This window comes from Carboxydocella thermautotrophica, assembly GCA_003054495.1.
Taxonomy (GTDB): domain Bacteria; phylum Bacillota.
The window spans coordinates 2,000,001-2,012,687 of record CP028514.1 but is presented as its reverse complement, the minus strand read 5'-3'; the positions used below and the strand labels follow the sequence as shown (position 1 = coordinate 2,012,687).

The window sequence follows — 12,687 nt, the reverse complement described above, 5'->3', positions numbered from 1 at the left end:
AATGGTTTGAGGCAGAATAGACGAAGGGGATGGGGATTCCTGGCCCTGTTGCTTGTGCTGGCATTGTTGTTCCTGAATAAATGGACGGCAACCGATCGAACCCAGTTGACGGCATTAGAACGCTGGTGGCGCGATGCGGTGGCTCCTTTGCAAGCAGGCATTGCCTCCCTGACCAGGGGGGCTGTCTCTGTTGGTGAGCGGTTTACCGATTGGGAACTGCTGGTAGAGGAAAATCGCCGTTTGAAACAGGAAAATGCGGAATTGAAGAAAAAGGTACTGGAACTGAGAGAAATGGAGTATCAAAATGTTCGTTTGCGGGAAGCTCTGGGTTTTGCCCGGCAGCAGGGAAAAAGCCTGGACCTGCTGGCTGCCAATATCATTGCCCGCGAACCCAATCGCTGGTTCAGCTGGGCCATGCTCAACCGGGGCAGTGCAGATGGTATCAAGCCGGGCATGGCCGTAGTCAGCACCTATGGCCTGGTAGGCAGAATCACTGAGGTTACCGAACATACCGCTACCGTTACGCTGCTGCTGGACCGGCGCAGCGCTATCGGAGCCCTGATTCAGGGCAACCGGGTGCCTGGTGTGGTAGAAGGTGCAGGGGAACGCTCTGACTGGCTGCGCATGATTTACCTGCCCAAAGATGCCCCTGTTTTCCCCCGCCAGGAAGTTATTACTTCCGGCCTGGGCAGTGATTTGCCCCCCGGGCTGCCTATTGGTACCATTACCGAGGTAAAACCTGCCGGGGATGGGCTTTTCAAGTATGCCCTGATCAAGCCCCATGCTGATTTTTTGCGTCTGGAAGAGGTCTTTGTGGTAAGGGGGCGGCGCTGATGGCGTTGGCAGGCTGGTTAGTGCTGCTCTTGTCCTTGCTGGCCGGATTGCTGGCGGAAAAATCCCTCTGGCCTTTTCTGGGTTTTTATGGAAGCGGGCCTGATTTTGTCCTGATTTTGACGGTTTTTGTTGCCTTATACCATGGCCGCCGGCGGGGGGCCTGGTTTGGCCTGCTGGCCGGGTTATTACAGGATATGCTTTTTGGCTATTTTATCGGTCTGTCGGCTCTGGCCAAGTGGCTGACTGCCTATTTTGTCGGTGAGCTGGATCAAATAATTTACAAAGAGATTTCCTTTATTCCGGCTACTTTTGTTTTTTTTGGTGCCCTTTTCAATGACCTGATTCTGTTAATCGGTGTTTCCCCTTTTTATCCGGCGGATGCCTGGGGAACAGGTACACTCATTGATAGTTTATTAAGGGCCAGCTATACGGCCTTTTTTGCCTGGCTTTTTTATCGGCCCTTTGCCCGTTCAGCCCGTACGGGCTGGTTAAAGCCCAGGGAGTATTGATGATGGAGGAACGGTGCCATGACCATGAAAGGGATTGAAAAACGGATGGGGGTCATGCAGGCCATAGCCGGGATCATTTTTGTGGTTTTGCTTTCCCGGCTGGCCTACATGCAATTGATCGAGCAGGAAAAATACACCTTGATGGCCCAGTCCAACCGTATCCAGCTGGCCACTGTCACGGCGGCCAGAGGGGAAATCATGGACCGTAATGGCAAAGTTCTGGCCAGAAGCCGGCCTTCTTTTAATATTTCTGTTGCCCTGGTGGATTTGAAAAAAGAGGACCAGGAAGAGGTTTTTCGCCGGCTGGCTTCATTGTTGGGCAGGAAAGCAGAAGATATCGAAAATCTGGTCAAGCAACAACCGAAAAAATATGTTCCGGTCCCGATTGCAGAAGATGTGCCCCTTGAAGTAGTCACCAAAATTGAAGAAAGGCGCATGGAGTTGCCGGGAGTAATTGTGGAGGTCAAACCCCAGCGGGAATATGTTTACGGGGATTTCCTTTCCCATGTCCTGGGCTATGTACGCCAGCCCAGTCAGGAATTTTTGCAAAAAATGATTGAACAGTATCCGGAAGAAGACTATAAATTAAATGATAAACTGGGTATTACCGGTATTGAACGCTGGTTTGAAACGGAATTACATGGCAAGGATGGCGCCCGCCAGGTGGAAGTGGATGCCCGTATGCGGCCCGTCCGCGATCTGGGCGTAGTGGAGCCGGTGCCAGGGAATAACCTTATCCTCACCATTGACAGCCAGTTGCAGAAGGTAGCGGAAGAATCTCTGATCCGCACCATGGCCCAGGTGCAGCGGGAATTCCCTGATGCCAAAGGCGGGGCGGTAGTGGTGCTGAATGTTCGCACCGGGGAAGTGCTGGCTATGGCCAGCAAACCTTCCTTTGACCCCAATCGCTTTAACCGGCCGATTTCCAAAGAGGAATGGGAAACAACCTTTTCCGACAAACTGCCTTTTCCGCCTTTGCTTAACCGGGCCATTTCCCCTTTTGCTCCTGGTTCTACCTTTAAAATGGTGACTGCAGCTGCAGCCCTGGAAACCGGCAGCATTGGTCCCGGCTTTTCTGTTTATGACCCCGGCTATTACCAGCTGGGCAATCGCAAATTCAAATGCTGGCAAATTTCCGGCCATGGCCGGGTGGATTTGAAAAAGGCCATCCAGGTTTCCTGCAATACCTTCTTTTTTACGGCGGGGCTGGCGGCGGGCAATGACCAGATCGCCCGCTATGCCAAAGAATTCGGACTGGGAGAAAAAACAGGCATTACTCTGCCGGGGGAATCCAGCGGGACTGTACCTACTGAGGAATGGAAAAAGGCTCTGAATACTCGCTTGCTGAAATGGCGTTATGATGCTCTCTATGCCGAACTGGAGGAAAAGTACAAAAACAAACTGGCTCAGGCTAAAACCGAGGAAGAAAAGGACAAAATCCTGAAACAGAAGGAAAAGGATAAAAAGCGGCTGGATCGCTCTTACCAGGCAGAGCTGGAGTACAATACCGCCTGGCATGCCTATGATACTCTCAATATGGCTATCGGGCAGGGGTCGAACCAGTATACTCCCCTGCAGCTGGCCAATTATGTAGCAGCCATTGCCAATGGCGGTTATCTCTATCGTCCGCAGCTGGTCAAAAAAATAGTTGACCATTCCGGCCGCACTCTCAAGGAATTTAAACCGGAACTGATTCGCAAAGTCAATGTCTCGGATAAAACCCTTTCCCTGTTGCGCCAGGGCATGCTGGCTGTAACCCAGCCTGGCGGTACGGCAGCTGGCCGCTTCGCCGGTTTCCCGGTGAAGGTAGCTGGTAAGACCGGAACCGCCCAGGTTTTCGGCAAGGACAACCATGGCCTCTTTGTTGGCTTTGCCCCTTACGACAAGCCGGAAATCGCTGTTGCCGCTATAATTGAACATGGCGGCCATGGCGGTACTTCTGCCGGGGTGGTGGCCCGGGATGTACTGGCAGCCTATTTCAAGGTCCCGCAGGAAATGTTGAAAAAAGGCGGAACCAGTGCGGAAGAGTAAGAAATTTTTTTGGCTTCCACTGGCAGGAATTATTAGCTATTTGGAGAATTTAAGTTATGTCCAGGAGGGAACATCTTGGGGAAGGACGGTTCACATGCGGGAATTCAATTTCCGGAACAACAGGCTTGATTCCAATATTAATCTGGGTTCGGAAGCCAGCAGGCCGACAATGTTGATTCATCGCACCTTGCGTTCCGGTCAGAAAATCAATTATGATGGCAATGTGGTGGTAATCGGCGATGTCAACCCGGGAGCAGAAATCATCGCTACTGGTGATATAGCGGTTATGGGCACCCTGCGGGGAGTGGTCCATGCCGGGTCCCGGGGGGATCAATCGGCAGTGGTTACTGCCTTTCGACTGATGCCTACCCAGTTGCGCATTGCTGATCAGATTACCCGTGCTCCTGATGAAAACTATCCGGAACCGACAGTCCCGGAAATGGCCTATATCAGGGATGGGCGGGTTGTGATTGAACAGTACCAGCCAAATCGGGAATTCAAACGCTAAAATACCAATGAGGAGGAACAGGGATGGGCGAAGTAATAGTCATCACCTCCGGTAAGGGCGGAGTAGGGAAAACTACGACAACGGCCAATATCGGTACCGGACTGGCAGCTGTTGGCAAAAAGGTGGTACTGGTGGATACCGATATCGGTTTGCGTAACCTGGATGTTGTGATGGGCCTGGAAAACCGCATCGTTTATGATATTGTCGATGTGGTAACAGGCCAATGCAAGTTAAAGCAGGCCCTGATCAAGGACAAGCGCTTCGAGAACCTCTATCTGTTGCCTGCCGCTCAAACCAAGGATAAGACCGCTGTTAATGAACAGCAGATGCGGGCCCTGACCGCAGAACTGAAAGAGGAATTCGATTATGTTATTATCGACTGCCCGGCTGGAATTGAACAAGGCTTCAAGAACGCTATTGCCGGAGCTGAGAAAGCGATTGTAGTCACAAACCCTGAAGTTTCGGCAGTCCGGGATGCAGATCGCATTATTGGCATGCTGGAAGCTCATAATTTGCGGGAACCGGAATTGATTATTAACCGGATGCGGCCCAAAATGGTCAAGGCCGGGGACATGATTTCCATCGAAGATATGCTGGATATCCTGGCCATTAAGCTGCTGGGCGTGGTGCCTGATGATGAAAGCATCATTGTTTCCACCAACCGGGGCGAACCGGCCGTAACTGATCCCAATTCCAGGGCCGGACAGGCCTATCGCAATATCGTCAGGCGGATTCTGGGTGAAGATGTGCCATTGATGAATCTGGAAGAAAATGAAGGCTTGATGAGCAGACTGAAGAAATTAATCGGGATGAAATAGGCCAGGCGGAGAGGGGGAAAGAGAGTGTTTGATTTTATCAATAAACTGTTTGGAAGGGAAACCGCTGCCAGCAAGGATGTTGCCAAGCAGCGCCTGCAACTGGTGCTGGTACATGACCGGGCCAGCATTTCCCCTCAGATGCTGGAAGCCCTCAAAACCGACCTGATTCAGGTGATCACCAAGTATGTGGATATCGATGAACAGGCCCTGGAAGTGGCTTTTGAAAACACTCCGGACAATACAGTGGCTCTGGTGGCCAATATTCCGGTCAAGAGAATGAAACGGGGAGCTGTAGTGGGCGCTGAATAAGCGCTCTTTCTCTTTTTTTTGGCTAAAAAAAATGATAAACTGGGATTCAGGGAATAAATATACAGGATAGTAGTGAAGCTGGAGGTAAAAAACTTTGGATAGACGGTTGTGGAAAAATGTCGATTTTGTGCTGCTGGCAGTAGTTTATGCTATTATCATTTATGGCCTGGTTATCATTTCCAGCGCCACCCATATCACCCAGGGCGGGGGTAATAACCCCTATCTGTATGTGGAAAGACAGGCGATCTGGGCGATTATCAGTACAGTAGCCCTGCTGGTGATGATGACCATTCATTATGAGGATTTGCTGCGGATGAGCAAGTACCTTTATGGTCTTAACCTGCTTCTCCTTTTACTGGTGGAGATAGCCGGGAAAGTGGGAGGCGGGGCCCAGTCCTGGCTGGGGTTTGGTTCAGTGGCCGTTCAGCCTTCTGAATTTGCCAAAATCTTTATTATTATAACTCTGTCCAATTTGCTGGCGCGCAAACAGGGGCAGCTCAACAGCTTCCGGGACCTGTTGCCGGTGGCTATCCATGTCGGGATTCCCATGTTGCTGATCCTGGCCCAGCCTGACCTGGGAACAGCCCTGGTGTTTATTGCCATTACCCTGGGCATGTTGTATGCAGCCGGCACCAGACCGCTGCTGCTGGTTATTATCATCATCACCGGTCTGACTCTGGCTATCGGGGGAGTGTGGGCCCATCTGCAGGGTTATATCCACCTGCCGCTGAAAGACTACCAGCTCAAGCGTTTGATTATATTCATCAATCCTGACCTGGACCCGGTGGGAGCTGGTTACCATGTACGGCAGAGCCAGATCGCTATTGGCTCCGGCGGTTTATGGGGCAAGGGGCTTTATCAGGGCACCCAGAACCAGCTCAATTTTCTGCCGGAACAGCACACCGATTTCATTTTTTCTGTGGTGGGGGAAGAACTGGGCTTTGTCGGGGCAGCAGGGTTGTTGATCCTTCTCTTTTTACTGGTATTCCGGGGCCTGCGCATTGCTGCCCAGGCCCGGGATATTTACGGAGTGACCATGGCAGCCGGGGTCGTATCCATGTACCTCTTTCATATTCTGGAAAATGTGGGCATGACTATTTCCATCATGCCCATCACCGGTATACCGCTGCCCTTTTTCAGCTATGGGGGCAGCAATCTCCTGGCCAATATGCTGGGTATAGGAATTTTGCAGAGTATTTATATGCGCCGGCAGAAAATCCTGTTTTAGGTCTGGAGGAAGGGGTTACGCCATTCCATTAACAGGCCGTAATTGCCTGATTCATCATCTTCCAGATAGTCGGGGACCAGGGCCAGGGGAGTACGGCCACATTTAAGGAGAAAAGTGATGACCGGGTCGGCAATTTTTCCTGCCAGCACCTGGTCGATATACTCCCGGGCACTAAGCTGGTCCTGGTAGTGATGATAACCAGGCAGGCGGCCACCTCCCACCAGCCTCTCTACCCCAAGGTGAACCACGGTGGCATACATGGCTTCCATCAGGGCCCGGCCAATTCCCGCTTTGCGCCAGCCGGGGCGGACACTGATATCCACTACATACAGGGCGTTACCCTGGGGATGAAAGGCGCCTTTGATATAGCCCTGGTCAGTAGCAGTGGCCCAGTTTTCCGGCTGGTCGGGATCAAACATGGTGCGAACGGCGGTCATGGACCCTACCAGCTGGCCATCGATTTCCGCACAGAGGGCGCCTGCGGGAAAGATAGTGACATGATTGGTCAATTGCTCTTCATTCCACCACAGTTCCGAGGGAAAAGGGGGCGGGAAACACTCCCGCTGGATGTCGATCAGCTGGGGAATATCAGCCAGGGTGTAATTGCGAATCACGAGCGGGCGAAAGCCCTGGTCAGTAGGGACCAGACGGGTTAGTTTCATGCTACCTGCCTCCTTAGTTTTAAAGTAAAGGGGAAAGAACGGTGAAAATCGCAGCAGTACAGTGGTTGATGCAGCCATTAACCTGGGCTGAGTTTGAGAAAAAGTATAGTCAGACGATAGCTTTTGCTGCCCAGAGCGGGGCCCGGCTGGTGGTGTTTCCGGAATATGTAACCGGGGGCTTACTGGCCCGGCATAACCTGAAACAGGAACGGGACCTGCCCTTTCACTGGGCAGAATACAGCCAACCCTTTCGTCAGCTGGTGCAAACACTGGCCGAGGCTTATCAGATTGCGATCATTTCCGGCAGCCAGATAGAACGCCAGGGACAGGCCTTTTATAATGTCTGCCATTTGGCTGTACCCGGTAAAGGGCTATTGACCCAGGCCAAACTGCACCTGACTCCCTGGGAGCAGGAATACTGGCAATTGACTGCGGGAGAGGAGCTGGTACTGGCCAGCCTGCCAGACGCCACCGTGGGAGTGATGATTTGTTATGACAGTGAGTTTCCCACAGTTGCAGCAGCGCTGGCTGAGGCCGGGGCCGACTTGCTCTGTTGCCCCTACTGTACGGAAGATGAGGCCGGTTTCTGGCGCGTGCGCTACTGTCTGCAGGCCAGGGCAGTGGAATTGCAGCTAGGGGTGGTGGCCAGCCCTACCATTGGTTTTTTACCGGAAGTGCCGGGTTTGGAACAGCATCATGGCCGGGCGGCTCTGCTTACCCCCTGTGATCTCGGTTTTCCACCCCGGGGCATCCAGGCTGAAGGTCAGCCTGGCCTGGAACAGATCCTGATCGCGGAACTGCCTCTAGCTCAAATTCGGGCCAGTCGCCAGCAGGGCAGTGTCAGGCCCTGGGATGTGCGGCGCCAGGATTTAATGCAGCTACCAGTAAGGAAATTATAACATGATACCTGGGCTTTTGCCTATTTTTTAAAAGGGTGACACGCAAGAAAACCAAAAGGGATACACTGGATTAGCCGAAGATTTTGAGAGGAGGCTTATCCTATGTATCCTGCAATGGGTTGTCATGAATACCATGAACTGGCAACAAAAATTTATGAAGCCATAAAAATGGAACACACCGATGGCATGTACTATGACCAGCTGGCAGAAAAAGCTCCTACCGATGAGGCCAGACAGATTATTAAAAACATGGCCAGGGATGAGCACTGTCACGCTCACACTCTGGAAATGGTTTACAAAGAACTGACGGGAATGAATCCACCCCCTGAACCCCAGCCGCCCCAGGTAGGGGAATATACGGAAGCCCTGCGGCAGCGCCTGAAAGCGGAAACGGACGCAGTGGAATTTTATCGGGAACTGTATCTCGCAACTCATAACTATTATTTGCGGGATATTTTCTTCCGGATTATGAATGATGAAATTGAACATGCCCTGCGCCTCATTTATCTGCTGACCTTCTAACCGGTCCGATTGGACTATTTTTGGACTATTCTCAATCTGGCAAAAGGATTTTTCCCCCTGGGCAGGAATTACTGCCTGAGGGGGGTTTTTTATGACTACTAAGAAACGCATATTACTATTGACAGCTGCTGGTATTCTGATTATACAGGGGACTATTCTTGCCCTCATCAATATTCTCTGGGGTGAAGGGGAAAGCAAGCAGCGGGAAAGCCAGCTGCTGGGCCTGGTACGGGCCATTGATGCTGAGGTTAATACGGAAGCGGATTTACGGGAAACAGTCCGTTATAACCAGCTGTTCCGTTCCCTGCAGGAGCTGAATCCGGAACTGAGGGAGATCCAGCTCCTGGCACCCATTCACGGAAAATATTTTGTGGTGGCGGCGACGGACCGCACTCAGATCGGCCGGCCGGTATCAACTTTGGAACTGATGGATTTGAAATCTGGCAGCAGCACCTGGAGACAGCAGGAGCTGATTGCCCCTCTGCATGTGGGGCATTTTCCCATTGCTGCTCTCAAAATCCAGCTGGATGCCAGCCAGGCAAGTAAAAACCGCCGGGAACGCCTCCTGGTTCTAGCTGTTCTGGGATTAGTTTCCTCTCTGATGGTGCTGGCCTTGATTGCCTGGTTTTTAAAGCGGCTGGAGGAAAAAAACCGACTGACAGCACAGCTGGCCTCCTTAAGCCAGCAGCTCTTGACCTATAGTCAGCTAAATCAGCAGCTGGCCGGCCTGCTGGCGGATTTTGCGGCCCTGGCCGGTTGCTCCGGGCTGGCGGTAGCTGGTAAAATGGAAGATGATAACTGGAACTGGCTGGTGCTGCCTGAACAGGATAGCTGGCAGAGCTGGGACAGCCTCTGGCCTCAGGTCTGGCGGGCAGCGGAAACCAATCAGGTCCGGCAGTGGCCGGCTGAGGAAGCAACATATGAACTGTTTCCCCTGTTCAGCCGGGGTAAAGTACAGGGGGTGCTGGTGGCCCGCTGGCAGCAGATGCCGGGACGGGAAAGTTCCTATGTGATCCAGGCCCTGTCAGGAAACCTGGCCCTGTTGCTGGATAACCTGCGCCTGCGGCAGGATGAGGAAGCAAATGCCCTGGCCGGGGAAAGATTGCGAATAGCCAGGGAGATGCACGATGGCATTGCGCAGGGACTGGCTTATATCAAAATCAGGTTGAATCAGCTGGGACGATGCCTGCCTCTAGAGGGGCACCAGGAGGCGGCGGCAGAGATTGCGGAACTGGTAGGGGTAGTAGAAGACCTCTGGCAGGAAGTGCGCAGTTTTATCTGGAGCTTAAAAGCAACTAATGCAACCCAGGGACTTTTGACCTTTCTCCGTTCCTATGGGCAGGAATTTGGCCGCCGCCACGGCCTGCAAGTGGAGCTCCATCATTCCGGCCAGGAACCCCGGCTGCCGGCGAAAGCCTATCAACAGGTGGTACGGATTGTGCAGGAAGCCCTGCATAACGTGGCCAAACATGCCCGGGCCAGCCGGGTGGATATCAGCCTGGGCTGTGCGGAACAGCGCTGGTGGTTGATGCTGGCTGATAATGGCCAGGGCTTTGACCTGGAGCAGACCGGAGCCAACTCCTACGGGCTTTCCATTATGGCAGAGCGGGCAGCAGAAGCCGGACTGGAATTTACCATTGAAAGTGAACCAGGACAGGGGACTGTAATACGCCTGGCCGGGAGGTGGGAACATGAGTAATACCCTTTTTCTGCAACTGGCCCTGCTTTCCCTGGCCATTGTACTATTAAACAGCCTGGTTTTTCTTGGATTTGCTTTGTTCGGGAAAGATAGAAAACAGATCTTCGGTCTGGCCATGCTGATTCTGTCCCTCTTGCCCCTGGGGGCTATTGGCTGGCAGCTGTACCAGGGATTGGAGCTGAAAGCCATGGTCCGGCCCCGGACTCCTTCCTTCAAGGATGGCAGAGAGGTGCTGGAACACTTTTGCCTGAACTGCCATCGCTGGCAGGGTCAGTGGGGAGAGATAGCTCCCGATCTTTCCCAGCTTTTGCGGGATTACACACCGCAGCGGCTCAAGCAACTGTTGAAAAGGCCAGCCAACCAGCTGATGGTGAGTGTACCCCTGGGGGAAGAAGAGACCCAGAGGCTGATGGAGTACTTCCTGGAGCAAGGGCTGCTGCAGGGCAAAGATAGGACGGCTGAGATGGAAAACCAGCAAATACCTGCTATTTTTCGCGATAAGCAATGTTTACTCTGCCATCGTTTGGACGGGACAGGAGGGGAAATTGGCCCTGATTTGCGAGAAGCCTATCAGCGCAATGGTGCTGCCGGGCTGAAAGCTAAACTTTCCGGGAGCGGGCAGTCCCAGGGAATGATGCCTGTCATCCCGCTAACGGAAAAGGAAATGGCAGTAATGATCAAGTACCTGGAGGCGAAACAGTGATCGGTAAACGGATTATTAAAACAGCAATAGCTGCAGCGCTGACGATGGTTATAGCCCGAATTTTTCATCTGGATTATCCTTTTTATGCGGTAATCGCTGTTATTGTCGTCATGCAATCAACTCTGGGCAGTTCCCTGGATGCGGGCATCAACCGCCTGCTGGGAACAGTGGTAGGTGCCATTACGGGGGCGCTGGCTGCCATCAGCCTGGGCAGCACTCCCTGGGCCCTGGGCCTGGGGCTGCTGGTGACCATTTATCTCTGTAATCTCCTGGGGCTGGTGGAATCCATCAGCATAGCCGGGATAGTTCTAACAGCAGTAGTGCTGGAACAGGCTACCCACCCCTGGGTTTTTGCCTGGGGAAGATTTCTCGATACTATGATGGGCATTTTTGTAGCCTGGCTGGTCAATGCCCTGTTATGGCCACCACGCCTGGAGAAAGTGGTACGCACCCGGTTGAGTGAAGTATTACTGGAGATGGCAGAACTTGTGCAGCAGCTGGCAACTACTACAGGGCAAGGAGAAGAAGCCGGGTGGAAACAATGGCGCCAGCTGGGGGAGAAAATCAGCAGCACCTGGCGTTTCTGGCAGGAAAACCGGCGGGAAATGGAACAAAAACTGCTGGGAGATGACCACTGGCAGCTCTGGTTTGATACCGTGGAAAGCATCTATCATAATTTGCTCATTTTGCAACGGATTGGCCTGTGGCCGGAAGGGCAAGTTATTCTCAGGGCAGTCGGAGAAGAACTCAGGCAGGCTGCCAGGGCCATTGCCGTAAACCAGCGCCCCGGTCTCAAGTCAATAGATCTTCGCTATTTGGCGGAACAAGCGGCACAGGCTGATGGGACTACAACGACCCTGGGCTGGCAGACTTTACTGCAAATTGCCCGTGACCTGCAAAAATTGTAATAAAACAGGACTGGCCCCCATATTCATTATTGTGAAATGAAGATGGGGGTGCTTGTTTATGCGCTATAAACGCAATGAACAGGGCTGGCAGGAAGAAATAGAGGAAAGGGAAAAGTTCTACTGGGCCCGCCCGGAGGAACGCTATTACCGGCAACCGCCAGGGCGCAGAAGCTCTGGTATTTTCACCTGGAGCGGCGGTTTTGGTCCGCAGCGTCCCTGGTACCAGCGTTTGCTGGCCAACAGGCTTTTAATTCAATCGATACTGGCCCTCCTGATTTTTGCTGTAGCCATCGGAGTTAATGACCGGCAGGATCCCCTCAGTCAGAGTGCTAGTGCAGCTATCAGGTATCTGCTTAACACTGATACTGAACTGGAACCAGTACTGGGGCGCATCGTCAAGGTGGTGCTAAGCGGTGAATTTAACGAATGGCCGGCATTAACTGCCCTAACTACCAAACCTGAGGAGACTAAACCGGCCGTAAGCAACCAAACCTTTGTGCTTCCCCTTTCCGGTCAGATCAGCAAAAAATTTGGCTGGGTGATGGAGCCCAACAGTGATTATCCCAGATTCCACCAGGGGATAGATATTCTGGCTCCGACAGGGACGGAAGTGAAGTCTGTTCTGGCCGGTACTGTCACTAAAACCGGCGAGGACAGGGTTTATGGCAAATATGTAATGATCAAACACGATGAGATCTGGAGCAGTTATTATGCCCATCTGGATGAAATCAAGGTAAAAATGGGAGACAGGGTAGAGGCAGGCCAGGTCATCGGCACAGTGGGTCAAAGCGGGGTGGCCGATACGCCCCATTTGCATTTTGAGCTTTCTGAGAAAGGGCAGGTAATTGACCCCCTGGAGAAACTGGGGAAAGACAACATCTAGCCGGGAGGGATACAGATGCGCTTCAGGATCAATCCCTGGTTTCTGGCCCTCCTGGCCTTCTATTTTTTTACCGGGCTGTTGTACAAGGCTTTGCTGGTTTTTTTGCTGGTAACAGGCCATGAGCTGGCCCATGCTCTCGTAGCAAGGCTGCTGGGGATTCGAGTCAGAGAGATA

Annotated in this window: 15 protein-coding genes (1 of these 15 cut by a window edge); 14 read left to right on the top strand and 1 reads right to left on the bottom strand. The window is 52.6% G+C overall.

The genetic code is table 11. The features are described 5' to 3' along the window. The first annotated feature begins 6 nt into the window (after window positions 1-6). The 7 genes from mreC to rodA all read left to right on the top strand — a co-directional run bounded on the left by mreC (window position 7) and on the right by rodA (window position 6,237). Window positions 7-834 carry a rod shape-determining protein MreC gene (gene mreC / locus CTH_RS09990; protein ID WP_159071920.1) on the top strand — a complete coding sequence of 276 codons (828 nt, stop codon included), beginning with the start codon at window positions 7-9 and terminating at the stop codon, window positions 832-834. Beyond that, a complete protein-coding gene (gene mreD / locus CTH_RS09985; RefSeq protein WP_078666371.1) occupies window positions 834-1,343 on the top strand; it encodes a rod shape-determining protein MreD in 510 nt (169 codons plus the stop codon). The genes mreC and mreD overlap by 1 nt, the downstream gene beginning before the upstream one ends. An 18-nt stretch (window positions 1,344-1,361) precedes the next feature. Then, the gene (mrdA, locus tag CTH_RS09980; protein ID WP_078666370.1) at window positions 1,362-3,374 is read left to right on the top strand and encodes a penicillin-binding protein 2; all 2,013 of its coding nucleotides are present in this window, start codon (window positions 1,362-1,364) and stop codon (window positions 3,372-3,374) included. 94 nt (window positions 3,375-3,468) lie between these two features. Then, window positions 3,469-3,882 (top strand): septum site-determining protein MinC, encoded by a 414-nt coding sequence (minC, locus tag CTH_RS09975; RefSeq protein WP_078666369.1) that lies wholly within the window; start codon window positions 3,469-3,471, stop codon window positions 3,880-3,882. A gap of 23 nt (window positions 3,883-3,905) precedes the next feature. Then, complete coding sequence (minD, locus tag CTH_RS09970) at window positions 3,906-4,700, top strand: septum site-determining protein MinD (RefSeq protein ID WP_078666368.1); 795 nt, start codon at window positions 3,906-3,908, stop codon at window positions 4,698-4,700. Between the two features lie 24 nt (window positions 4,701-4,724). Next, entirely contained in the window at window positions 4,725-5,009 is a 285-nt protein-coding gene (gene minE, locus CTH_RS09965) for a cell division topological specificity factor MinE (protein WP_078666367.1), read from the top strand. A gap of 94 nt (window positions 5,010-5,103) precedes the next feature. After that, entirely contained in the window at window positions 5,104-6,237 is a 1,134-nt protein-coding gene (rodA, locus tag CTH_RS09960) for a rod shape-determining protein RodA (protein ID WP_078666366.1), read from the top strand. On the opposite strand, the gene CTH_RS09955 is transcribed toward rodA, so the two are convergent. Next, window positions 6,234-6,899: a GNAT family N-acetyltransferase gene (locus CTH_RS09955; protein WP_078666365.1), complete on the bottom strand. Its 666-nt coding sequence runs from the start codon at window positions 6,897-6,899 to the stop codon at window positions 6,234-6,236. The two genes, rodA and CTH_RS09955, sit on opposite strands and share 4 nt — an antisense overlap. A 41-nt stretch (window positions 6,900-6,940) precedes the next feature. Between CTH_RS09955 and CTH_RS09950 the strand changes: the two genes are divergently transcribed. From CTH_RS09950 to CTH_RS09920, 7 genes are all read left to right on the top strand, one after another. Continuing rightward, window positions 6,941-7,798 carry a nitrilase-related carbon-nitrogen hydrolase gene (locus tag CTH_RS09950; RefSeq protein ID WP_079932867.1) on the top strand — a complete coding sequence of 286 codons (858 nt, stop codon included), beginning with the start codon at window positions 6,941-6,943 and terminating at the stop codon, window positions 7,796-7,798. A 102-nt stretch (window positions 7,799-7,900) separates the two neighbouring features. Then, on the top strand, window positions 7,901-8,320 hold the full coding sequence (locus CTH_RS09945) for a ferritin family protein (RefSeq protein WP_078666363.1): 420 nt from the start codon (window positions 7,901-7,903) through the stop codon (window positions 8,318-8,320). 91 nt (window positions 8,321-8,411) lie between these two features. Next, the gene (locus CTH_RS09940) at window positions 8,412-10,019 is read left to right on the top strand and encodes a sensor histidine kinase (RefSeq protein WP_078666362.1); all 1,608 of its coding nucleotides are present in this window, start codon (window positions 8,412-8,414) and stop codon (window positions 10,017-10,019) included. Beyond that, window positions 10,012-10,722 (top strand): c-type cytochrome, encoded by a 711-nt coding sequence (locus tag CTH_RS09935; protein WP_107753763.1) that lies wholly within the window; start codon window positions 10,012-10,014, stop codon window positions 10,720-10,722. The genes CTH_RS09940 and CTH_RS09935 overlap by 8 nt, the downstream gene beginning before the upstream one ends. Further along, window positions 10,719-11,630, top strand: coding sequence for an FUSC family protein (locus CTH_RS09930; protein ID WP_078666360.1), 912 nt, complete (start codon window positions 10,719-10,721; stop codon window positions 11,628-11,630). Before CTH_RS09935 ends, CTH_RS09930 begins: the two co-directional genes overlap by 4 nt. 58 nt (window positions 11,631-11,688) lie before the next feature. After that, window positions 11,689-12,513 (top strand): M23 family metallopeptidase, encoded by an 825-nt coding sequence (locus CTH_RS09925; protein WP_079932865.1) that lies wholly within the window; start codon window positions 11,689-11,691, stop codon window positions 12,511-12,513. 15 nt (window positions 12,514-12,528) lie between these two features. Next, on the top strand, window positions 12,529-12,687 hold the 5' end (the start) of the coding sequence (locus CTH_RS09920; protein WP_079906127.1) for a M50 family metallopeptidase. It continues 711 nt past the right edge of the window; only the first 159 of its 870 coding nucleotides appear in the window; it begins with the start codon at window positions 12,529-12,531; its stop codon lies off the right edge, out of view.

Excerpts from the sequence above, each read along its gene's own strand:
- mreD (WP_078666371.1), top strand. The coding sequence starts at position 834 with ATGGCGTTGGCAGGCTGGTTAGTGCTGCTCTTGTCCTTGCTGGCCGGA.
- mrdA (WP_078666370.1), top strand. The coding sequence starts at position 1,362 with ATGACCATGAAAGGGATTGAAAAACGGATGGGGGTCATGCAGGCCATA.
- minC (WP_078666369.1), top strand. The coding sequence starts at position 3,469 with ATGCGGGAATTCAATTTCCGGAACAACAGGCTTGATTCCAATATTAAT.
- minD (WP_078666368.1), top strand. The coding sequence starts at position 3,906 with ATGGGCGAAGTAATAGTCATCACCTCCGGTAAGGGCGGAGTAGGGAAA.
- CTH_RS09955 (WP_078666365.1), bottom strand. The coding sequence starts at position 6,899 with ATGAAACTAACCCGTCTGGTCCCTACTGACCAGGGCTTTCGCCCGCTC.
- CTH_RS09945 (WP_078666363.1), top strand. The coding sequence starts at position 7,901 with ATGTATCCTGCAATGGGTTGTCATGAATACCATGAACTGGCAACAAAA.
- CTH_RS09940 (WP_078666362.1), top strand. The coding sequence starts at position 8,412 with ATGACTACTAAGAAACGCATATTACTATTGACAGCTGCTGGTATTCTG.
- CTH_RS09935 (WP_107753763.1), top strand. The coding sequence starts at position 10,012 with ATGAGTAATACCCTTTTTCTGCAACTGGCCCTGCTTTCCCTGGCCATT.
- CTH_RS09925 (WP_079932865.1), top strand. The coding sequence starts at position 11,689 with ATGCGCTATAAACGCAATGAACAGGGCTGGCAGGAAGAAATAGAGGAA.